The organism is Rhodococcus aetherivorans (genome assembly GCF_011058165.1).
In the GTDB taxonomy this organism is placed as follows: domain Bacteria; phylum Actinomycetota; class Actinomycetes; order Mycobacteriales; family Mycobacteriaceae; genus Rhodococcus; species Rhodococcus aetherivorans.
The window spans coordinates 12,991-37,521 of sequence record NZ_JAALEG010000012.1 but is presented as its reverse complement, the minus strand read 5'-3'; the positions used below and the strand labels follow the sequence as shown (position 1 = coordinate 37,521).

The following is a 24,531-nucleotide window of genomic DNA, read 5'->3' as shown; positions in this document are numbered from 1 at the left end:
CACGACACATCCGGAAGACGAGGTTCCCCGTGGCGACCTATCTCTATCGGATCGGCAAGTTCGCCTATCGGCGAAAAGGCACGGTCCTCTCCCTCTGGCTGGCGATCCTCGTCCTCTTCGGCGTGGGTGCGGCCACCCTGTCCGGGCCGACGACGGACTCGTTCTCCATCCCCGGCACTCCCGCGCAGCAGACGCAGGACCTGCTCGCCGAACGGTTCCCGAACGCCGCGGACCCGATGAACGCGCTCAGCGCGCGCTACGTGTTCGCCGCCCCCGACGGCGGGACCCTCGACGAACCACAGAACCTCGCGGCGATGAACGAGGTGCTGGCGGCGATCCGCGGGATCGACAAGGTGACCGCCGCCGCCAAGATCGATCCGGCCGTCGCCACCCCCGAGCAGCAGGCCGCCGTCCTCGTCGACCCCGTCACCGCGAACGCCGGTCTCGTCGAACAGATGAAGGCCGCCGCCGAGCAACAGGGCAAGCCGGAGGAGACCGCGCTCGCCGACGCGGCCGCGCTGTCGCCACTGAGCCCGGACCGCACCGTCGGATTCGTCACCGTCCCGTTCGAGGGCGGCTTCGGAGACGTCGACGACACGATGCGTGAGCAGATCGCCGCGGCCGCGGAGATCGGCCGGGACGCGGGCCTGAACGTCCAGGTCAGCGGCACCGCCGCCGCGGAGGCCGAGATGCCCGGCGGCGTCACCGAACTCATCGGCATCGGCATCGCCGCCGTCGTCCTCGCCATCACCTTCGGCTCGCTCGTCGCCGCGGGCCTGCCCCTGATCACCGCCATCATCGGCATCGCCATCGGCAGCCTCGGCATCACCATCGCCACCGGTTTCGCCGACCTGAGCTCGATGACCCCGACGCTGGCGATCATGATCGGTCTCGCCGTCGCGATCGACTACTCGCTGTTCATCGTCTCCCGGTTCCGGCACGAGATCACCGTCACCGCCGACCGTGCCGAGGCGGCCGGACGTGCCGTGGGCACCGCCGGCTCCGCCGTCGTGTTCGCCGGCCTGACCGTGATCATCGCCCTGATGGCCCTCAGCGTGGTGGGGATCCCGTTCCTGTCCGCCATGGGCTACGCGGCCGCATTCACGGTGTTCATCGCCGTGCTCATCGCGATCACCCTGCTGCCGGCGATCCTCGGCCTGTTCGGCCGCAAGGCGTTCGCCGGCCGCATCCCGGGCCTGAAGGACCACGACCCGGAGGCCGACACCGACAGGCCGAGCGCCGCCCAGCGCTACATCCGCTGGGCCACCGGCAAGCCGCTGATCCCGCTCGTCGCCGGCGTGCTGCTGCTCGGCATCCTCGCGCTGCCCGGCGCGAACCTGCAGCTCGCCCTGCCCACCGAGGCCACCGGCGACCCGAAGACCAGCGCCCGTCAGGCCTACGACCTCGTGAACGAGGCGTTCGGTCCCGGCCGCAACGGCCCGCTGCTCGTCGTCGCCGACGCCCGCGAGGCCACCGTCGCGCCGCAGCAGGCGTTCGGGGAGGTCGTGCAGCGCCTGTACGAGCAGGACGAGGTGGTCAACGCCCAGATCGTGGCCGTCAACCAGGCCGGTGACACCGCGCAGATCATGGTCACCCCCCGGTCGGGCCCCAGCGAGCCGGCGACGATGGACCTCGTGTCGAGCATCCGCGACCAGGAGGCCCAGCTGCACGACGAGATCGGCGTCTCCTACGGCATCACCGGACAGACCGCCCTCGAAGGCGACGTGTCCGAGACCCTGCAGAGCGCGCTCGTCCCGTACCTCGCGGTGGTCGTCGGACTCGCGTTCATCCTGCTGATGCTCGTGTTCCGGTCGATCCTGGTGCCGCTGACCGCGACCCTCGGATTCCTGCTCAGCGTCCTGGCGACGTTCGGCGCGACCGTCGCGGTCTTCCAGGAGGGCTGGGGCGGGCTGGTCTCCAACCCGCAGCCGATCGTCAGCTTCATGCCGATCTTCCTCATCGGCGTGGTGTTCGGCCTGGCGATGGACTACCAGGTCTTCCTGGTGACCCGCATGCGGGAGGAATTCGTCCACGGCGCGTCCGCGAAGGAGGCCGTGCGGATCGGATTCGCCCACGGTGCCCGGGTGGTCACCGCGGCGGCGGTCATCATGATCTCGGTGTTCGCCGCCTTCATCGCCGAGCCGAACTCGTTCATCAAGTCGATCGGCTTCGCGCTCGCCGCCGCCGTGTTCTTCGACGCGTTCGTCGTGCGCATGGTGATCATCCCCGCGGTGATGGCGCTGCTCGGCGACAAGGCCTGGTGGCTGCCGACGTGGCTGGACCGCATCCTGCCGAACGTGGACGTCGAGGGCGAGAAGCTCCGCCGTGAGCTGACCGTCCCCGAGCCCAGCCGCGAGCCGGCGCACACATGACCGGACCCGGGCGCCTTTTCCGTTCCCTCGCGGGCGGAAAAGGTGCCGGGAACCGGGCCGCTGCACCGGTAGCGTGGTGATCATGCTGGTCCGGTTGCTCCCGCGGTTCCTGCGCCCTCACCGGGGGGCGCTGATCGCGGTGGTGCTGCTGCAGATGGTGGCCACCGGCACCATGCTGATCCTGCCGGCGCTCAACGCCGACCTGATCGACTACGGCGTCGCCCGCGGCGACATCGGGTACATCCTCACCACCGGCGCGGTGATGCTGGCGATCAGCTCGGTGCAGATCGGCTGCTCGATCGGTTCGGTGTACTTCGCGGCGCGCACCGCCATGGCCGTCGGCCGCGACGTGCGGCTCGCCGTGCTCCGGCGCGTCGGCGGATTCTCCGCCCGCGAGTTCGGCCGGTTCGGCGCGCCGTCGCTCATCACCCGCAACACCAACGACGTGCAGCAGGTGCAGATGCTCGTGCTGATGAGCTGCACCATCGTGGTGATGGCCCCGATCATGGGTATCGGTGGCATCGTCATGGCGCTGCGCGAGGACGCCGGCACGTCGCTGGTGCTCGTCGCTGCCGTTCCCGTCCTCGCGGTCACCATGTTCGTCCTGATCGCGAGGATGGTGCCCGCCTTCCGGGTGATGCAGGTGCGCATCGACGCCGTCAACCGGGTACTGCGCGAACAGATCACCGGCATCCGCGTGGTGCGGGCGTTCGTGCGCGAGCGCACCGAACGGGACCGGTTCGAGGTCGCCAACGTGGAACTGACCGACACGGCCCTGCACGTCGGCCGCATCAACGCCCTGCTGTTCCCGCTCGTGATGCTCATCGCCAACGCCACGAGCGTGGCCGTGCTGTGGTTCGGCGGCCACCGGATCGACACCGGTGACATGCAGGTCGGATCCCTCACCGCGCTGCTGAGCTACATCATGCAGATCCTCATGGCGGTGATGATGACGTCGTTCGTGGCGATGATGGCGCCGCGCGCGGCGGTGTGTGCCGAGCGGATCCTCGACGTGCTCGACACCGAATCGTCGCTGCCGGCGCCGGCTCGGCCCGTCCGCACCCTCGCCACCCCCGTGACCCTCGAGCTGCGGGGTGCGGCCTTCGCGTATCCCGGCGCCGACGCGCCCGTCCTGCGCGACGTGACGTTCCGGGCCGAGCCCGGCAGCACGACCGCCGTGATCGGCGGTACCGGCTCCGGCAAGACGACCCTGCTGCGGCTGATCCCGCGGCTGATCGACGTCACCGCCGGCTCGGTCCTGGTGGGCGGCACCGATGTGCGTGACCTGGACCCGCAGGTGCTGCGCGCCGCGATCGGTCTCGTGCCGCAGCGGGCCTACCTGTTCTCCGGCACCGTCGCCGACAATCTGCGGTACGGCCGCGCCGACGCGACCGACGACGAGCTCTGGCACGCCCTCGAGGTCGCACAGGCCGCGGACTTCGTCCGGGCGATGCCGGAGGGGCTGAACACCCTCGTCGCCCAGGGCGGCACCACGGTCTCGGGCGGGCAGCGCCAGCGCCTGGCCATCGCCCGGGCTCTGGTCCGCCGGCCGTCGATCTACCTGTTCGACGATGCGTTCTCGGCCCTGGACCAGGCCACCGACGCGCGGCTGCGGGAGGCACTGTTCCCGGAGACCCGCGATGCGTGCGTCGTGGTCGTCGCGCAACGGGTGTCCACGGTGCTCGACGCCGACCGCATCGTCGTCCTCGACGGCGGGGCCGTCGTCGGCTCGGGCACGCATCTGGAACTGCTCGCGAGCTGCCCGACCTACGCCGAGATCGTCGAGTCGCAGCGCATGGTGACCGCATGACCGAGCGCAAGGAGGCGGGGCCGCGGCTCGGGGGTGTGGACCCGGGCGCGCCGGAGAACCGGGCACGGCAGAAGTGGCCGGCCACCAAACGGCTCGTCGGCCTGTTGCGGCCGCACCGGTGGGCCGCGGCCGTGGTGCTCGTCCTGGCCGTGCTCGGGGTGGTGGCGTCCTCGGTGGCGCCCCGCATTCTCGGCCACGCCACCGACCTGATCTTCAGCGGGGTGATCGGCCGTCAGCTGCCCGCCGGGCTGTCGAAGGAACAGGCGGTCGAGGCGCTGCGGGCGCAGGGACGCGACCAGTTCGCGGAGATGGTGTCGGCCATGTCGCTCGTGCCGGGCGCGGGCATCGACTTCGCCGCCCTCGGCCGCACCCTCGTGTTCGTGCTCGCGCTGTACCTGCTGTCGTCGGGCCTGATCTGGCTGGCGGCGTACGGGCTCAACGAGATCGTGCAGCGCGTCATCCGCGATCTGCGATCCCGGGTGGAACGCAAGGTGCACGCGCTGCCGTTGCGCTATTTCGACTCCCATTCCCGCGGTGATCTGCTCAGCCGCGTCACCAACGACATCGACAACATCTCGCAGGGCTTGCAGCAGTCGATCAGCCAGCTGGTGCTGTCGGTGCTCACCCTGCTCGGGCTCGTCGTGATGATGGTGTGGATCTCGCCGCTGCTCGCGCTCGTCGCGATCCTCATGGTGCCGGCGTCGGTGGTGGTGACCGCGGTGGTGGCGAAGCGGTCCAAACGGCACTTCGTGACCCAGTGGAAGGCCACCGGCAACCTCAACGGCCAGATCGAGGAGGCCTTCACCGGCCACGAACTCGTCACCGCCTTCGGCCGGACCGCCGAGGTCGAGCGTCGCTTCACCGAGACCAACGACGAATTGTTCCGGGCCGGGTTCCGCGCCCAGTTCGTCTCCGGTCTGGTGATGCCGCTGGTGATGTTCATGAGCAACCTCAGCTACGTCGCGATCGCCGTGCTCGGCGGGCTGCGGGTCGCGTCGGGCACCGTCAGCCTCGGCGAGGTGCAGGCCCTGATCCAGTACTCGCGGCAGCTCGGTCAGCCGCTCGGCCAGATCGGCGCGATGGTCAACCTGCTGCAGTCCGCGGCGGCGTCCGCCGAGCGGGTGTTCGAGATCCTCGACGAACCCGAACAGGAGCCCGACTCGCCTGCCCCCGTCACCCCGTGGGGGCGGCACGGCCTGGTCGAGTTCGAGGACGTCTCGTTCTCGTACCTGCCGGAGCGACCGCTGATCGAGCATCTCGACCTGCGCGTCGAGCCGGGGCAGATGGTCGCGATCGTCGGGCCCACCGGCGCGGGCAAGACCACCCTGGTGAACCTGATCCTGCGCTTCTACGAACTGGATTCGGGACGAATCCTCGTCGACGGCGTGGACATCACGACCATGAGCCGCGACGAGCTGCGCTCGCGTATCGGGATGGTGCTGCAGGACACCTGGCTCTTCGGGGGCACCATCCGCGACAACATCGCCTACGGCAGGCCGGACGCCACCGAGGACCAGATCCTCGAGGCCGCCCGCATCAGCTACGTCGACCGGTTCGTGCGTTCCCTGCCCGACGGCTACGACACCGTGATCGACGAGGACGCCGGCAACATCAGCGCGGGGGAGCGGCAGCTGATCACCACGGCCCGCGCCTTCCTCGCGCAGCCGTCCATCCTGATCCTCGACGAGGCCACCAGCTCGGTCGACACCCGCACCGAGCTGCTCGTGCAGCACGCGACGGCGGTGCTGCGCCGGGACCGCACCAGTTTCGTGATCGCGCACCGGCTGTCGACCATCCGTGACGCGGACCGGATCGTGGTGATGGAGCACGGGCGCATCGTGGAACAGGGCACGCACGACGAGCTCCTCGAGGCCGGCGGCGCCTACTTCCGGTTGTACGACGCGCAGTTCCGCGCCCTCGTGGAATGACCGGGCGAGTACGGGCCGTCCGCGCTGCGACACCGTCCGCGCTGCGACACAGTATCGACCCGTCACCGGGGAGATCAGTGGCGCTCATCGATTCGACCGAGATGGTCCGCCAGAATCGGGCCGATGACCGAGGTCGCTTCGGGATTCATCATATGCAGGTGATCACCCGCGACGACGTGCTCGACGATCGAGCCCGTCACGGTCTTCCGCCACAGCCCCGGTGATGTCTCGCCCGAGTCGTCCAACGAGTTCGCGGCAGCGAAGAACAGCATGTCGCCGTCGAATACCTCCAGCCCGAGTTCCGGTCCGGTGCGGTGCACCTCGGCGTACGCCCCCAGTATGCGCTCGAGATCGCTTGGTGTGAGACCTGTTTCGTGCCCGAGCATACGGTTCACCTGAGTGAGCGCGGTGTCGAACGAAATGTCCGTAGGCTCGGCGCTGTCGGCGTCGATACCCAAGCTGACGAGAACCTCCGCGAGAGTCAGCTCTTTTCGAGCGCGCTCGATCGGGTAGTAGTCGAGCATCACGAGATCGACGGCCTCTCCCGCGCTTCGCAGTTGGACCGCCATGTGGTGCGCGATCAGGCCGCCCTGCGACCAGCCGAGCAGGTGGTAGGGGCCGTGCGGTCGCACCGCCCGCAGCTCCTCGACGTAGCGATGGGCGAGGGCGTGGTGGGACGCATAGGCCGGCCCGCCGGAGAGGAGGGGGAGCTGAAGGCCGTACACGGCACGGTCGGGAAGGTACCGCAACAGTCCGGCGTACACCCAGGAGATGCCGATCGCGGGGTGCACGCAGAACAGTGGAGTACGGCTGCCCCCCGCCCGGAGCGGGATCAGCACTTCGAGCGCCTCGATCGTCGACGGCGTGCCCCCACCGGGACGGGTATCCAGGCGATGTGCCAGGCCTGCCGGTGTGGGTGCGAGGAAGATCAGCGGTAACGGGACGTCCCCGGAGAGTGTCGATTTCAGGATGGCGGCGACACGAACGGCGCTGAGAGAGTTTCCTCCGAGGTCGAAGAAGTTGTCGTCGATCCCGACGCGTTCCAGGTCGAGCCCAGACGCGAAGGCCTCCGCAACGATGCGCTCGGTGTCGGTGCGCGGGGACCGATACTCCGACCGGCTGAACTCCGGGGCCGGTAGCGCCGCCCGATCCACTTTCCCGGTGGGTGTCACCGGCATCGCCGGGAGCACTGTCAATGCCACCGGCACCATGTACGACGGCAGCACGGCTGCCAGGGAACGGAGGATCTCCGCCGGGTCGGCCGGTGCGTGTGCGGGCACGATGTAGGCGACCAATTGCCCGCCCCGCCCACCGTCGCGGACCACGGCCACGGCCTGGGCAACCGCGGGGTGCCGCACCAGCGCCGCCTCTACCTCTTCCAGTTCGATGCGCAATCCCCGCACCTTCACCTGGAAGTCGGAACGCCCCACATATTCCGGTTCGAGTCGCCCGGTCGTGTCCGTCTACCGCACCAGGTCACCGGTGCGGTACATCCGTCGTCCCGGCGCTCCGAACGGGTCGGCCACGAATCGGGTTGCCGTCGTTCCCGGTTGCCGGTGGTATCCGCGGGCCAGTCCCGGACCCGCCACGTACAGTTCCCCGCTCACCCCGACCGGCACCGGCTGTATCCGCCGATCCGTCACCACCTCGGCGAATCCGGGCATCGGTACGCCGAGCGTGATCGGTTCGTCCGCCGCCAATGGGTCGCGGACATTCGACATCACCGTCGTCTCGGTGGGTCCGTACCCGTTGACCATGCGTCTGCCGGTCGCCCATCGCTCGACGAGCCACGGTGGACACGTCTCACCGCCGACGCACACGAATGCGAGTTCGTCCAGCCCCGACGGATCGATGGTGGCCAGCACGGTGGGGGTGATGTACAGATGCGTGATCCGCGCGGTACGCAGAAGTGCCTTCATCTCGGCGCCTCCGTACACCGTGGGTGGCGCCACCACCAGCTGTCCGCCGGCCGCGACGGCCGTGAGGTACTCCAGCAGCGATGCGTCGAAACTGGGTGAGATTGCGTGCAGAACCCGGGATTCGGAGTCGGCGACACCCGCACACCACTGCGCCGGAGTTGTCAGCCCCCGGTGGGTCACCGTCACTCCCTTGGGTGTGCCCGTCGAGCCCGACGTGAAGATCACGTACGCGGTGTTGTCCGGCCGTACCGGCGCGAGCCGGTCGGTATCGGTGACGGGAGACGCAGGAAATCCGGACAGATCGAGGGCGTCCGTGCGTATCACAGGCACTGTTCCCGGCAGCTCGATCCCTTCCGAGGCCAGCACGCACATCGGCTGTGCAGTTTCGAGGACGTGTGCGATACGTTCAGCTGGGTGATCAGGGTCGATCGGCACGTACACGCCTCCGGCTTCGAGGATCGCGAGCGTCGCCACCAGCTGGTCGACGGATCGACGCATCGCCACGATCACGGGCGCCTCGGGACGGACGCCCCGGGAGATCAACCATCGCGCCAGCCGGCTGATCCGGGCTCCGAGGTCTGCATAGGTCAGTTGTTCTCCGTTCCCGACGACTGCGATCGCGTCCCGATGGCGGGCTACCTGTCCTGCGAGCATCTCGGTCCACGTCGCCTCGGATGCCGGGACCGCCGGGGAACTCCCGACCGGAGCCAGACGCCGACGTTCGGCTTCGTCGAGCAGGTTCAACCGACCGAGCGTCGTCTCGGGTTCGTCGACGACGGCGTCGAGCACTCGGACGACCCGCCTCAGGGTCTGCTCGGCACTTCCGCGGTCGTACAGGTCGGGTCGGTAGCTGATACGCAGGTGCAGCAGGGGGTCGGTGTGTGCGATCAGTGCAACGGGGTAGTGACCGGAGTCGCGGGCGGTCACATGAGTCACTCGCATGCCGGCGACATCGGTGGCCCGACTCAACGCGGCCCGGTCGACGGGATACGACTCGAACACCGTCAGCGTGTCGAAGACGGCGGCCGGCCCGGCTGCCCGTTGGATGTCCGCCAGCCCGACGTGGTGACTGTCGAGCAACTCGGTCTGTTCGGCGCGGACCCGTTCGAGCAACTCCGTGAGGGTCCTGTTCGGATCGACGCTGATGCGTACCGGCACGGTATTGATGAACAGCCCGACCATCTCCTCGATGCCGGGCACCGTCGCCTGTCGGCCGGAGACGGTGCTGCCGAACACGACGTCGCGAAGCGAGGTGAGCGTGGCCAGCACAATCCCCCACGCGACCTGCACGAGGGTGTTGAGCGTCAGGGAATGCGTGCGTGCGAATGCCTCGAGCTGTCGTGTCCGGTCCTCGCCGAGCGTCCGGGACGTTTCCTCGGAGACGGCACCCACCGGCTCACCTCGCCGGCCCGGGACGAGCAGAGTCGGGCCGTCGACTCCCCTCAGATAGCGGGACCATGCCGAGCATGCGGCGTCGGAATCCTGGCGGCCGAGCCAGATCAGATAGTCCCGGTAGGCGTGGGGTGGGGGCAGGACCGATGTGTCACCCGCACCGGCGTAGAGGACGAGCAGTTCCTTCAGTAGCAGCGGCGCAGACCACCCGTCGAGCAGGAGGTGGTGATTGGTGAACAGCAGCCGGAAGTCGTCGGGTCCCATCCGGATCAGGGTCAGTCGCAGCAGTGGCGCGACGGCGGTGTCGAAGCGCGCGAGCCGGTCCTCGGTCAGGATCCGGTCCAGCTCGGTGTCGCGGACGGCGACGTCGACGGCCGTCAGATCGATCTCGCGGAGCGGGAGTTCGATCCCACGCTGGACGACCTGGACCGGGTTGCCCTCGTCGAGTACGAAGGCGACCCGCAGGTTCGGGTGTCGGACCACGACGGCCGCAGCCGCATCCCGCAGGCGCCGCGGGTCGATCCGCCCCTGCAGATGCAGGGTGAGTTGCACCGTGTAGGCGTCGACGGAGTCCGCCTGGATGGCGTGGAACAGCAGGCCGCTCTGCAGGGGAGTCAACGGCCAGACGTCCTCGAGCCCCGGACAGCGGTGCTCGAGATCGTCGATCGCGCGCTGGGACAGCGGCACCAAGGACAGATCCGACGGTGTGTGGCCGCCGGCGCCGGGCACCGTGGTGTCGAGGGCCAGCGCGATCAGGGCCTGCCGCCACCGTTGTGCCAGATCGGTTACCTCGTCCGTCGCCAGCACGCCGGTCGGGAACGTGAACGATGTGCGCAGCATCGGCCCGGTGTCCGTGTCGACGACGACGGCGTTGACCGCCACCGCGGCGGCCGCCGGCTGAGCCGGATCTGTGCCGGGCCCGAGATCGATGTCGGCGATCGGTATCCATCCGGCCTCTCGGGCGCTTCCCGACGAGGTGGTCGCGACCCGGCCGAGATAGTTGAAGACGATCTGCGGTTCGGGACGGGACTCGAGCGTCGTGCGGTACTCGTCGTCGATCCAGCGCAGCATGCCGTACCCGATGCCGTGGTCGGGAACGGCGAGGAGTTGTTCCTTGACCGCTTTGACCGCATCGATACCTCTTCCGGTGCCCGTCGCGAACACCTCGGACGAATCGATTCCGGACAGATCGAGCCGCACCGGGAACATGGTGGTGAACCACCCGACCGTCCGGGACAGGTCGGCGCCGGGTACCACCTGTTCTTCCCGACCGTGGCCTTCGAGCCCGACCAGGACCCGATCGGTGTCCTGTCCGCGAGCGCGGCACCACGTGATCACCGCTGCGCCGAGGGCTGTGAGGAGGCCGTCGTTCACGCCGCCGTGGACGGCGGCCGGCAGTGCGGTGAGGAGGATCTCGGTGGTGACGGTCGGCACGTCGACGGTGATCGTGTCGAGGGTGGCACCGACATCCTTCGCAGTGTCGAGGAACCGCGAGCCCAGGGGAGGCTCCTCGACCGAGAGCATGTCCTGCCACAGATCCAGTTCTGCGCGCCGGTTTTCGCTGCGGGATTCCTCGCGCAGCCCGTGGGCCCATCGGCGCATCGAGGTGTGCTCGGCTTCGAGTTCGGGCTCGAGTCCTGCGACGGTCCTTCCCCACGCGGTGGCGAGGTCCGGCACCAGGATGCGCCACGACACGCCGTCGATCACCAGGTGATGGGCCACCAGCAGCAACCTGCCGATCGGTCCCGCATCGAACCACACCGCTTGCAGCACGATCCCGGACGTGGGGTCGAGCCGCCCGGTCGCGGCATCGAGTGCCGCCCCGACGGTGGAGGTGAAGTCCGGGCCGGTGACCGAGTCGACCGGTATCCGAAGGAACAGCTTGTCCGCGTGTACCGTTCCGGCCGGCCGTGTTTCGAGGCCCCATCCGGATGCGGACTCCGAGGGGAGGTGCAGTCGTGCGCGGAGCATGTCGTGCGCATCCACGACCGCCTGCAGAGCGGCCGTCAGATTCGCCTCGTCCGCCTCGGCGGGGAGGGTGAGCAACACGGATTGGGAGAATCGGTCGAAGCCACCGCCGCGTTCGAACAGCCATCGGTGGATCGGGAGCGGGGTGATGTCGCCGATTCCTCCTCCGGGCAGTTCCGGAAGCGCCTCGTGGCCCTGTGCGAGGGAGGTGGCCACGGCGGCCAACGCCGAAACGGTCTTGTGTTCGAACACGTCTCGTGGCGAGATGAGCACACCCGCCGCCTTCGCCCGTGCGACGAGCTGGATCGACATGATCGAGTCCCCGCCGAGCGCGAAGAAGGAATCGTGCGCTCCGACCCGCCCGAGTCCCAGCACTTCGGCGAAGACGGCGGCCAGTGTCTCCTCGGTGGGTGTCGACGGCGCCTGGACGTCAGCGCCCGGGATCGCGAACTCCGGTGCCGGCAGGGCCCGATGGTCGAGCTTTCCGTGCGCGGTCAAGGGGAGAGCGGCCATGTGCACGAGTGCGGACGGAACCATGAAGTCCGGAAGTCGCTCGGAGACGAAGCGGCGGATCTCGTCGATGCGGGTACTCGCGGCGGGGTCGTTGACGTATCGAGCGAGTGGACCGATCGGTCCCGCCGGGAGATACACATCCGTCACGGCGGCGGGATAGGTGTCGTTCGTCTCCCCGGCGATGAAGACGGCGTCCATCCCGCCCGGCGTGGGGGACCAGGTCACCGCGACCGAGTATCCGAGTTCCTTTCCGACGGAATCCAAGTCGTGCGGCATCCAGCCGTCTTGCGTCGGAGCTCCGTCGAGCAGGTTCTGCACCGGCACGTCATCGGGTGCCTCGTCGAGCCGGTCGGCCAGCGCGACGGCACGCACCAGCCCGGCGTGCGGTACCCCGTCGACACGCAACATGTCCGGCCGATGTGCGCGGAGGTGGTCGCACAGGGCCGCCATCGTTCCCCACCGGTGCCACGGTTGCCTCGGGGCGTCTCCGAGGGAGCGGACCGGCGCCGGACCGGTACGCAGGATCACCTGATAGCGGTGGCAGCTGAGTTCGTTGACCGCGCGCATCCGGCCGAGCTGGGTCTCTGTCCCCGTGATGCCGGTCAGGTGCTGCGGCAGTGAGGTGAAGAATTCGGGAGCGAGCAGCAATTCCCGCTCGGTGAGCATCGCTCGGCGGACCCGTTCGCGAACGACCGATGCGGTGTCTGTCACGCCGGCACGCGCGAGTTCCACTCCGGCCGCGAACTGTGGCAACGATGCCAGGTTCCGAACGTCGCCGAGGTACAGCGCCCCGCCGGGCGTGAGCAGTCGCAGTGCCTTTCCGAGTACCTCGAGCAGATACGCGGCGTCGGGGAAGTACTGGACCACCGAGTTGAGCACCACGGTGTCGAAGTGGCCTTCGGGAAGACCGTCGGTCACGTGAGCGGGCTGCGTCCGCAGCCGCACCCGCTGCGCCCACGGTTGTCCGGCCACCTTGACACGCAGCGACGCGATCGCCGATGCGGCGAAGTCCGTCGCCCAGTACTCGCCGCATTCGGGGGCGAGTTCGGCGAGCAGCAATCCCGAGCCCGCGCCGAGTTCGAGCAGCCGGTGCGGTCGCAGCGTCCGGATCGACTGCACGGCCGCGTCCCGCCACTGCCGCATCTCGTCGAGGGGCAGTGGTCGACCGGTGGCGCTGGCGTTCCAGCCGCCGAAGTCCTCGTCGAGCGACAGTGCCGGTGAGGCGGGGACGGCCGCCGCCGCGTCCGAGTACACGTCGTCGTACAGAGCCTGCCAGCGCTCGACCGCTTCCGACTCCCGGGCTGCCTCCGCCCGCAGGGTCAGGTCCCGGTCGAGGACGACATATCCGACCAGCTGCGTGCTCGCGATGTCACCCGGTACCGCGCGCGGGACCACCGCCGCCTGTGCGACTGCGGGATGGGAAGTCAGGACCGCCTCGACCTCACCGGGCTCGACCCGGAATCCACGGATCTCGAGCTGGTCGTCGACGCGGCCGACGAATTCGAGGTCTGCGGCTCTCACCCGCCCGGTTTCCGTGCGTTCGCGGGACCGCCATGTCACGAGATCCCCCGACCGGTACATCCGCTGCCCGGGCGCCCCGAACGGGCATGCGACGAACCGGCCCGCCGTCATCGCCGGCCGGCCGTGGTAGCCGCGTCCGACGCCCGCGCCGGCCAGGTACAGCTCCCCGGGCACCCCGACCGGTACCGGTTGCAGGCCGGCATCGAGCACGAACACCTGCACGCCCTCGATGGGTGTTCCGATCGGCACCGAGCTGCTGCCCGGTTCGTGGGTGGTCGGCACCGGATACAGGGTGGCGCAGACGGTGGTCTCCGTCGGTCCGTATGCGTTGACCTCGAGGGGGCCGGGATGCGCGGCGCGGAAGCGGTCGACGGCCGCCGGGAACAGCGCCGCACCAGCCGTGACCACCTGGTCCACGTGATCCCATACCCCGTCCGTGGCGATGCCGGGATCGGCAAGCAGATGGAACATCGGAGTCGAGACGAACACGGCTGTGACACCGTGGTCGAGCACCGTCTGCGCGATATCCATCGGATCTGCCGGCCCGGGCGGGGCGAGCACGAGCTCGGCGCCGGTGAGCAGGGCCGGCCAGATTTCGTACACGGACGCATCGAATCCCGGCGAGGACGTCATCGACATCCGCTCCCGCGGCCGGTTCGCGGGCCAGCCGTGCGAGACCAGGTGGACGAGATTGCGGTGGGTGATCGTCACGCCCTTCGGCACGCCGGTCGAGCCCGAGGTGTAGATGAGATATGCCGGATGCTCGGGACGCAGTGGCATTCGCCGATCGGAATCGGTGACGGGACCGACTCGCGTCGTCGGGTCGCCGACCGATGCTCCGCCGGGGTCGAGGAGCAGCACGGGGCATGCCGGGGACCGCAATCGACCGGCGACGACAGCGTCGCTCAGCACCAGGAGCGGGGCGGCGTCCTCGAGGATGAACCTGGTGCGTTCACCGGGATAGCCCGGGTCGATCGGCAGATACGCGCCGCCGGCCGTCGACACCGCCAGCAGGGCCACGATCGATGCCGCCGAACGATCCAGGGCGACCGCCACGACCGACTCCGGGCCCACCCCGAGGTCGATCAACCGGTGGGCCAATCGGGTCGCGCGAGCCGCCAACTCCCGGTACGTCCACTGTTCGGTACCGGACGTGAGCGCCACCGCATCCGGGTCGGCGGACACCTGCCGGGCGAACAGCATCGGTACCGTTGTGTCCGGGACGGTCACCGTCGTGCCGTTCCACTCCTGCAACACCTGCACGCGCTCGTGCGGTTCGAGCAGGTCCACCAGGACGAAGCGGCGTTGCGGACACGTCACCATCGACGTGAGAACCCGGACGAAGCGCGCCGCGATCTGCTGCACGGTGCTGCGATCGAACAGATCGCTCGCGTACTCGATCGTTCCCCGCATCCCTCCGGGCGAATGCGGTGTCGCCGGCACATCGGACAGGCTGAAGAACAGGTCGAATCGGGCCACGCCGGCCGTCACCGGCTCCATCGCGACCTGGAGCCCGGGATAGTCGAGCACAGGAAGCGGGTTGTTCTGCAACGCCATCGCGACCTGGAACAATGCGTGATGCGCGGTGGACCGGACCGGATTGAGCAGTTCGACGAGACGTTCGAACGGCGCGTCCTGATTCTCGTACGCGGCCAGCGCCTTTGCCCGCACCTGGTCGAGAACCGCTGTGAAATCGTCGAGTCCGGACAGATCCACGCGCAGCACCCAGGAGTTGACGAAGAACCCCACCAGGTCGGCCAGCAGCTCATCGGTACGGCCCGCTACCGGACCGCCGATGAGGATGTCGGTTCCGGCGCCGAGCTTGTGCAGTAGCACGGCCAGTGCCGACTGCATCACCATCGATGTGGTCGCTCCGCGTGAGCGGGCCAGCTCGTCGACTGCTTCCCGCAGCGACGCATCGACGGTGAACTCGACCGTTCCGCCCTCGAACGACTGCACCGGAGGCCGGATTCGATCCGTCGGCAAGCGGAACTGCTCCGGCGCATCCGCCAATTCTGCTCGCCAGTACTCGAACTGGCGATAGAGCATACTGTCCGGATCGGTCTCCGTACCGAGCATCTCCCGCTGCCACAGCGCGTAGTCCGCATACTGCACCGGCAGCGGATCCCAGTTCGGCGCCGATCCTGCGGCCCGGGCCGCGTATGCGGTCATGACGTCGCGCACCAGGGGGACCATGGAGGCGCCGTCGCCGGCGATGTGGTGGAGCACGAGCACCAGAACGTGCTCGTCGGGAGATTGCCGAAGCAGCGCCGCGCGTATGGGGATTTCGGTGGAGAGATCGAAGCGGTACGCGACCTCCGCCCCGACCGCGTCGGCCATGAGTTCGCCGGACACCGTTGTCACGGGGAGCGACAGCGTGACCTCGTCGACCGGCAGGATCTGTTGGAAGGGAATGCCCTCTTCCTCCCCGAACACCGTGCGCAGGCTCTCGTGGCGGGTGACCACATCGGTGAAGGCCGCCACCATGGCCGCGACGTCCACTTCCCCGCGGAGACGCGCCGCCATCGGAAGGTTGTACGTCGTCGACGGCCCCTCGTATCGGTGGATGAACCACAGTCGACTCTGGGCGTAGGACAACGGAATCCGCTTCGGCCGCCGCTGCGGGACGAGCGGCGGCCGCGCAACACCGCACTCCGCGAGCCGCGGTACCAGTCCGGCGACGGTCGGGGCCTCGAAGACGGTCCTGATCGGTACCTCGGCCCGTAGGGTCGCGCGGATCCGGGCGACGAGTCCCGTGGCCAGCAGCGAGTCCCCGCCGAGGTCGAAGAAGCCGTCGTCGAGGCCTACCCGGTCGGGAGCGACGCCGAGTACCTGGGCGAAGGCCCCAACCAGGGTCCGTTCCAGCGCCGTGCGCGGCGGCCGGTACGCCGATCCTCCGAACGTCGGGACCGGCAGTGCATTCCGGTCGATCTTGCCGTTGGCGGTGACGGGCATCGCGGCCAGCACCACCACTACCGCGGGCATCAGGAAGTCGGGCAGCGCGGTCGCCACCGACTTCTGTACCTCTGCCCCGTCGACGACCTCGCCCGGGCGGGGCACCACGTAGCCCACGAGATGCTCGATTCCACCGTCGACCCGGAGCACCGCCACTGCCTGACCCACCCGGTCGTGGCGGAGCAACGCCGCCTCCACCTCGCCGAGCTCGATTCGCCGGCCTCGCAGCTTCACCTGAAGATCCGCGCGTCCGACGTACTCGAGCCGCAGCAGCGAGGTTCCGCCGACCGGTGCGCTCGTCCCGGTCGACCAGCGCATCAGGTCTCCGGTGCGGTACATCCGCCGCCCCGGTGCCCCGAACGGATCCGCCACGAACCGCGTCGCGGTGGTCCCGGACCGGCGGTGGTACCCCCGCGCCAGAGCCGGTCCCGACAGGTAGAGTTCCCCGACGACGCCGACGGGTACGGGATGCAGGCGTGCGTCGAGCACGATCGCTTCGAATCCCGGCCCCGGATTCCCGAGTCCGACGCCGTCGCCGGGCAGAAGATCGTCGGTCGTCGCCTGCACCGTGGCCTCGCTGGGACCGTACCCGTTGACCATGCGCCGGCCCGGTGCCCACCGCTCCACGAGGCCCGGGGGACACGATTCGCCGCCGACGATCACGAAGACCAGGTCGTCCAGACTTCTCGGGTCGAGGGTGGACAGGACCGCCGGGGTGGTACACCAGTGCGTGACGTGCTCGGCGGCGAGCAGTCGTGCGAGTTCGGTGCCGCCGTACACCCCGGAGGGTGCTACGACCAGCTGAGCCCCGACACCGAACGCGAGGAGCATCTCGAGCACTGCCAGGTCGAAACTGGGCGACGCGCCGTGCCATACGCGCGCCCCCGGCTCGGCCGATGCCGCCGCAAAGGCCACGAGGTTCGCCAGTCCGCGATGCGTGATCACGACACCTTTCGGCGTCCCCGTCGACCCCGAGGTGTAGATCAGGTACGCCGGATGATCCGCCCTCAGCGGCATCACGCGGTCCGTATCGGCCACCGTCGTCCCGCGCCGGGCCGGCGGGTCGGCCATCCGGGGATCGTCGAGCACCACCCACCGCACGCGTTCCGGCATCCGAGCACGCTGGGAGAGCGTCGTCAGTCCCAGGACCGCGCCGCAGTCGTCCAGCATGAACTCGATCCGCTCGGCCGGGTAGGTCGGATCCACCGGCACGAACGCCGCGCCCGTCTTGGTTACCGCCCATACCGCCACCACCGAGTCGGCCGACCGCTCGATCCCGATCGCGACGAAGCGTTCCGGACCCGCACCGAGGTCGATCAGGCGCCGTGCCAGTCGGTTCGTCTGCTCGTCGAGTGTTCGGTAGGAGATCTGGACCGTCCCACACGACACCGCAACGGCCTCCGGGTCCGCGGACGCCGCAGCCGCGAGGATGTCCGGCAGACGTCGCACCGGGACTCCGGCCGGACCGCGCGCCGGTACCAGAGTCTCCCGTTCCTCCGGGCCGAGCAGATCGATGTCGCCGATCCGCACGGACGCATCCGCCGCGATCGCCGTCAGAATCCGCGTGAACCGGCTCGCGAACCCGCAGACGGTCCCCTCGGCGATCGGCTCGGTCGCATACCGCATGCTCACGCTCATGCCGGTGGTGATGCGGTTCCGCCGCTCGGTCACGGAGATCTGCAGGTCCGCCGTGCCGAAGCACATGCTGGCGTAGGTCGTTGCCGTGCCCGTAACCGGCTCGCCGGCGGAAGACTGTGCCTCGACGTGATGTTCGAGCGTCACCCGATACAACGGTGACCGAGTCCCGTCCTGACTCGGACCCAGTGCCTCGGCCAGGCGTCGCGGGGACACGTCGGCATGTTCGAAGGCCTCCCGGTCGGTTCGGCCGAGCTGCGCAACCAGGTCGTCGAATCTCGTCGCGGAACCGGCACGAGCACGCAGGACGAGGATGCCGATGGCATCGTCCACCTCGGCGTCGGATACTCCGGTGCGCGGAACCGGAGTGCCGATCGCGACGTCGTCGACACCGCCGAGGCGTGCCAACAGTACCGACACCGCGGCATGCAGCACGACGAACGAATCGACGTGCTGCTCGGCGGCCAGCGCGACCACGGCGCGGCACGAGTCGTCGTCGATCGGGAACCGAACTGTCGCAGAATCTTTCGTGCGGCGGATCGGCGAGGGGCCGATCGGCAGCTCCGGCGGCGTGGGCAGCCCCGCCAGCGTCGATGCCCAGAAGTCCACGAGCGATGCGTCCCGGAAGCGGCGTTCCGCCTCACGCGCGCTCGTGCGATGGATGGAGCCGAGGGGGGTTCCCGGATCCGCAGCGACGAATTCTTCGAGAAGTTCCGCGATCTGGGTGCACTGCCGGCGTATCTCGTCTTCTCGATACCGATTCGGATTCGCGCGGAATTCGATCGTGGTCGCCGCCGGTGAACCGGCGGGACAGACACTGATCATTCGATCGCCGACCGGTCCCCGGGACAGGACATGGACGGTACCGGGGACCGCGCCCAGTCCCAGCTCCTGCTCGAAGAGCATCACATTGACGAGGGGCACCGAGAAGCGGGACACCGCGTTCCCCGTGGAGCGCCGGATGTCCTCGATCCCGCAGCCCTGATGGCGTAACGCTCCCAGCAGTTCGAGCTGCATCCGCCCGACCAGCTCACCGAGCGTGTCCTCGGCGTGAACCGCGATCCGCAGCGGGACGACGTTGACCAACATGCCGGCCGAATGTCGTAGCTGTGCGGTTGTGCGAGCGGAGACAGGGATGTTGACGAGTACGTCGCCGCTGCCGGACAGCCGCGAGAAGAAGCATGCGAAAGCCGCGAGAACGACCGCCGTCGGCGTTGCGTTCATCGTCTTGGCGGACCCCTGCAGGTGATCGGAGGCGGCTGGGGACAACTCCGCAGTCTCGACGAGGGACGTGACGGCCGGAGGCACTGCGGTGTCTCCGGTTCCGTTGGGCGCGGCCAGCATCCGCTGCGACCAGTAGTCACGATCGGCGGCGAACCTGCGCGATGCTCGATACTTCCGGTCCCGTTCGTACAGGGTGCGGAGGTCTGTCGACGGTCCGGCGTCCGCCGCGCGGCCCTCGAGTGCGGCGGCGTACAACTCCGCGCCCCGATTCATAAGGATCATTGCCCCGTAACCGTCCAGCACGATGTGATGGGCTTTGACGTAGACCAGGAAGTCGGAGTCGTCGATGCACAGGACCGCGATCTTGCACATCCGGTCGGCGAGCAGGTCGACGGGGCGTTCGACGTCTCGCCGGAGCCACTCCTCGGCGGCGGCCCTCGGCTCACGCCGGTCGCGGAAGTCCAGAATCTCCGTCCGGAAGTCGAGTTCCCGATCGACGATCTGGAACGGGCGCCCGTCGATCTCGATCAGGCGCAGGAAGACGGTCTCGAACTCGCGACCGGCGGTTTCGGACACGGCACGCAACAGATCGAGATCCAACGGCCCGGGAAATTCCACGTACTGGGCGATGACGAAGGGGACCTGGGGGGCGAGCTGCTGCGCCAACCAGATCCCGTACTGAGCCGGTGACAAGGGGAACGCTTCGGGGGGGATCCGACTATCGGGGAATGGATGTGCGTGGTGGCGTAGGGATGGGGCGGCCATATCGGTCCCTTGTGTCCTGGAAAAGACGGTGGCGCATCCGATGCGGGACGCTGTGCGCGACGAACGAACGGGCGCACTGTCTCGGCCGGCGCTCGTGGGAGGTTTCAGGAACGGGCACAGCCCTTCACGGAATTGCCACCGACAATCGGTGGCAATTCAGGCGGGCGGGCTGATATCGGTGCAAGAGAAGATGCCGATGCGCAACCTTCTTTCCGCGTGCGCCCCGGTCCGGGCCGTCGCACCGGAAGCGGGGTGGCCCGTTCCCTGCGACGGCCGGGGTGATTCCCGCGGCTGTGTGAGCCGGCGTGCTTGCACAGCATAGGCTCCCGCCTGCTCGCGTCGCAATATTCGGGATTCCATATCGGCAAGGTGGGAAGAGTCCGGACCGTTCTGTCGTGATCGGTGCGCAGCCCGCCCTGCCTCTTTTGATACTCAGGGCACAACGTTGAGGAACGTATGGGAATTGTCGGACCCGGAGTGTGTGATTCCGGAAGTTACGCCAATTCGACTCCGTGATTCCGGGCGTACAACCGTCTTCCGGTCTGCTCTGCGTCAGTGCTCGGGTGCACGGGCGCGGAAAGGATTTTCGACCGAGTGGGGGCACGCGATTTCCTCACCGAATTCGATTCCGGAAGGTGAATGCAGAATTTCGCGAATCGGCGGAACAACTTCGATCGTCTCTTCGATTCGGGTCACACGGTTTCTCGCATTCGATTCCCCGGAAATCGGGGCCGTGAGAAATCGGCGATTCGAGGAATCGGCGCGCACCCCTCGGAATTCGGAGAAAAACGACGAACGACGATCGGCGGGCGGTGACGTCTCACGGTCCGCCCGGCTGCCCGGGCGGCGTCGGAGCCGGGTGGTCCCGGTTGCCCGCGGCCGCGTCGGTGGCCGAGTTCGCGACCGTGCCACCGAGCGCGAGGAGTTCGTCGAGTTTCTCCTGAGGGACCGGGATCGGTAGGAACGTCAGGAACTGGGCCATGCGCATCGATTCGACCATGCGCAGCAGCCCGGCGTGTTCCTGCGGATCCGGGGTGGGAGCGGAACCCGTCGCCCCGGCGAGGACCTCGAGGAACGCCGGTCCCACCGTCGGATGCGAGAACCATTCACCCACCGTCGATTCCATCGAGAGAGGGCGCGAGACCACATCGCCCGCGAGCGTGACGGTGCGCGCCTCGAGCACCGTGGCGGCGTCGGCGCACACCTGGATCGCGTATTCACCGAGCGCCACGACCCAGTCGTCGAGCTCGACGTCCCAGTACGCGAAAGCCCTTCGTTCCAAGGTCAACTCGACGTCGCGCGCCTCGCCGGGCGCCAGCTCGATCTTCTCGAACGCCCGCAGTTCGCGCACCGGGCGTCGCACCGGACCGGCGTCGGTGGCGACGTACACCTGCACCACGTGCTTGCCGGCACGGTCGCCGGCGTTGCGCACGCGCACGCGCACCGCGACGGTGCCGTCGCCCCCCAGCGCGACGTCGAGGGACTCGGTGACGAACGTCGTGTAGCTCAGGCCGTGTCCGAACGGGTAGCGGACGGCGCGGCGCAGGGTTTCGTAGCCGCGGTAACCCACCATGACGCCCTCGCCGTAGCGGACGTGCCCCTGCTCGCCGGGGAAGTTGAGGTACGAGGGGGTGTCCTCGAGTCGCAGCGGGACGGTCTCGGCGAGGTGTCCGGACGGGTTGGCGACACCGAGCAGCAGATCCGCGATCGCCGACCCGCCGGCCTGCCCGAGCAGCCAGCCGTCGAGGATCGCATCGACCTCGTCGTGCCAGCCCTCGAGCGAGACCACGCCGCCGTGGGCGAGGACGACGACCGTGCGCGGTGCCGCCTGCGCGACGGCCCGCACGAGGGCGACCTGCACCGGCGGCAGGTCGAGCGTGTCGCGGTCGAAGCCCTCGGATTCCTCACGTTCGGTGAGGCCGGCGAACACGACGGCCACGTCGGCGGCGGCCGCCACGCGCACCGCCTCGTCGAGCAGGGCCCGGGCATCGCCGTCCGCTCCGAGCGGGAAGCCGTCGGCCGCGGACACCGTCAGGCCGTGGGCCGCGGCGAGCGCGCGGACGGCGTCGAGCGCCGGATCGACCCGGGTCGGCGCGATGTGCGAGCTTCCGCCGCCCTGGAATCGGGGGGTGGCGGCGAACGATCCCAGCACCGCGACGTGCTGCCCGCGGCGCAGCGGGAGGACGCCGTCGTCGTTCTTCAGCAACACCGCGCAGTCGGCGGCGAGCCGGCGCGCAAGCGCGTGCTGGCCGTCGAGGTCGAGGTCGCCGGCGGCGGGCCGCACGAGGTCCGACAGGGCCAGGACCCGGTGGGCGCTCGCCTCGACGAGACGCGGGTCGAGGCGGCCGTCGCGCACGGCGTCGACCACCTGCCGGTCGGTGCCGCCGCCGCTGCCCGGCATCTCGAGGTCGAGCCCGGCCGTGACCCCGGCCACCCGGTCGGCGACGGCGCCCCAGTCGGAGACGACGACCCCGGTGAATCCCCACTGCTCGCGGAGCACCTCGGTGAGCAGCCATCGGTTCTCGGCCGCAGATACGCCGTTGACCTTGTTGTAGGAGCACATGACCGCCGCGGGCCGGGCCTCGGCGACGACTCGTTCGAAGGCGGGCAGGTAGATCTCGCGCAGGGTCCGGTCGTCGACGTCCGCGCTGACCCGCATCCGGTCCGTTTCCTGGTTGTTGGCGGCGAAGTGCTTGACGCACGCCCCGACCCCCACGGACTGGAGACCCCGCACGTGCGCCGCACCGAGGACGCCGGAGAGCAGCGGGTCCTCCGAGTAGTACTCGAAGTTGCGTCCGCACAGCGGTGAGCGCTTGATGTTGACGCCCGGCCCGAGGACCACGTGCACGCCGAGGGCGCGCGCCTCCCGTCCCACGGCGCGGCCCACCTCCTCGGCGACGCTCCGGTCCCAGCTCGAGCCGACGGCGACGGCGAGCGGGAAGCACGTCGCGGGCAGGCTGGCGTGCAGGCCGAGGTGGTCGCTGTCGCCGGACTGACAGCGCACGCCGTGCGGGCCGTCGGTCAGGACGACACTCGGAATCCCGGCCTCCTCGATGGCCTCGGTGCTCCAGAAGTCGTGGCCGGACAGCAGGGCGGCCTGCTGTTCGTGGGTCAGGTCGGGGCGCGTGGTCATCGCCGGTGTCCTTCCGTCCGCGACGATTCGCCGGGGCTGCGCGGCGCGTCGACGGCGCGGGGGTGCTCGGCGACGGCCAGCCGGCGGGCCCGTACCAGCGCGACCGCGAACGCCGGGACGGCGAGCACGAACAGCGGCAGGCTCGCGCCGGTGGTGGGCTCGAACAGCACGAGCAGCAGCGGCAGCGCGAAGCCCAGGTAGGTGCCGACGTAGAAGACGCCGGTCAGCGTCCCGCGCGAGGTCTTCGGCGCGAGTGACTCCAGGTCGAGCAGGCCCTCGCGCAGGCACAGCCCGTAGGCCACCCCGAGCACGGGTGCCGCGACGGGCAGCAGCCACAGCGGCGGGTGCGCCCCGCCGGCGCCGACGAGGAGGAACCCGAGTCCGGCGAGGACGGCGCCGGCCGTCCCGGCCTGCGGGCCCCACTCCCGCCGACGGGCCACGGCCTGCGCGACGATCCCGGAGCCCAGGGCGAGCAGCGCCGCGGCCCCGGTCAGCGCCGGTCCCGCGTACGCGCTCGCGACCCGGGCCGGAAACGTCACGAAAGCGACTGTGACGCAGGCGAACACCCAGGGTGCCAGCGGCAGCGACCAGGACAGCGCACCGGCCACCGACCGGCCGTGTCCCGGCACGACCGGCTGCAGGTCCGCCGCCGCGTAGTGGGCCGGCCGGCTCCACACCGTCGCGGCGGTGACGGCCGCGGCCGACAACGCGGCCGAGAGCACGAACGGCAGGGACAGCGGCCGGGGGCCGAACTCGGCGAGCAGACCGGACACGAAAGGCCCCAGGGCGAATCCGGAGCTGAGCGCGACGCCGGCGAGCACCGTGCCGACCTTCCCGCGCAGGTCGGTGGCCCAGGCCGTGCCCGCACCGATGGCCAGGCCCGCGCCGATGCCCACGACGAGGCGGCCCGCGACGAGTCCGGCGGCGTCGTGCCGGACGAGCAGCAGCACGGTGCCGACGAGGGCGATCGTCGCACCGGGGAGGACGACCGCCGCACGGCCGGTCCGGTCCGAGAGTGCGCCGCCGCCGACGAGACCGGGCAGCAGCCCGAGCGCATAGATGCCGAACACCCCGTCGAGCAGCGCGCGCGAGAGGCCTTCGTGCTCGCGCAGGACGGGGATCATCGCGGCGAAGTGGTTCGCCGCCCACCCGGTGGTGACGAGGACGGCCAGCACGCCGGCCAGGGCCCGGCTCAGCTGTCGTGCCGGTGCAGGTGCTGCTGTGGTCATCGTTCGTCCTCTCGCCGGGGCCGGACCCGTCACGCTAACCGACCGGCCGCTCGGGACGCACCGGCGGATGCTCCGAGGGATGTCGAGCGGCTGCGGTCGGGGCCCGATGCTCGAACGTGTGAACGTGTGCACTGCACAGGACGTGGTAGATCTCGACTCTCCGCCGA

Annotated in this window: 7 protein-coding genes; 3 read left to right on the top strand and 4 right to left on the bottom strand. The window is 69.4% G+C overall.

Annotation, left to right across the window (positions count from 1 at the left end; translation table 11 throughout):
• The first annotated feature begins 29 nt into the window (after window positions 1-29).
• From G6039_RS07380 to G6039_RS07370, 3 genes are all read left to right on the top strand, one after another.
• A complete protein-coding gene (locus G6039_RS07380; protein ID WP_029547067.1) occupies window positions 30-2,372 on the top strand; it encodes an MMPL family transporter in 2,343 nt (780 codons plus the stop codon).
• An 82-nt stretch (window positions 2,373-2,454) separates the two neighbouring features.
• Window positions 2,455-4,182, top strand: a complete 1,728-nt coding sequence (locus tag G6039_RS07375; protein WP_029547068.1) for an ABC transporter ATP-binding protein — start codon at window positions 2,455-2,457, stop codon at window positions 4,180-4,182.
• Window positions 4,179-6,110 (top strand): ABC transporter ATP-binding protein, encoded by a 1,932-nt coding sequence (locus G6039_RS07370; protein ID WP_006944486.1) that lies wholly within the window; start codon window positions 4,179-4,181, stop codon window positions 6,108-6,110. The genes G6039_RS07375 and G6039_RS07370 overlap by 4 nt, the downstream gene beginning before the upstream one ends.
• A gap of 74 nt (window positions 6,111-6,184) precedes the next feature.
• Here G6039_RS07370 and G6039_RS30475 read toward each other — a convergent pair whose 3' ends face one another.
• From G6039_RS30475 to G6039_RS07355, 4 genes are all read right to left on the bottom strand, one after another.
• On the bottom strand, window positions 6,185-7,504 hold the full coding sequence (locus G6039_RS30475) for a thioesterase domain-containing protein (protein WP_235194055.1): 1,320 nt from the start codon (window positions 7,502-7,504) through the stop codon (window positions 6,185-6,187).
• A 69-nt stretch (window positions 7,505-7,573) separates the two neighbouring features.
• Window positions 7,574-20,002, bottom strand: coding sequence for a non-ribosomal peptide synthetase (locus tag G6039_RS07365; protein ID WP_255326754.1), 12,429 nt, complete (start codon window positions 20,000-20,002; stop codon window positions 7,574-7,576).
• Between the two features lie 820 nt (window positions 20,003-20,822).
• On the bottom strand, window positions 20,823-23,135 hold the full coding sequence (locus tag G6039_RS07360; protein ID WP_043799059.1) for a glycoside hydrolase family 3 C-terminal domain-containing protein: 2,313 nt from the start codon (window positions 23,133-23,135) through the stop codon (window positions 20,823-20,825).
• Entirely contained in the window at window positions 23,132-24,364 is a 1,233-nt protein-coding gene (locus G6039_RS07355; protein WP_051446036.1) for an MFS transporter, read from the bottom strand. The genes G6039_RS07360 and G6039_RS07355 overlap by 4 nt, the downstream gene beginning before the upstream one ends.
• Window positions 24,365-24,531 lie beyond the last annotated feature (167 nt).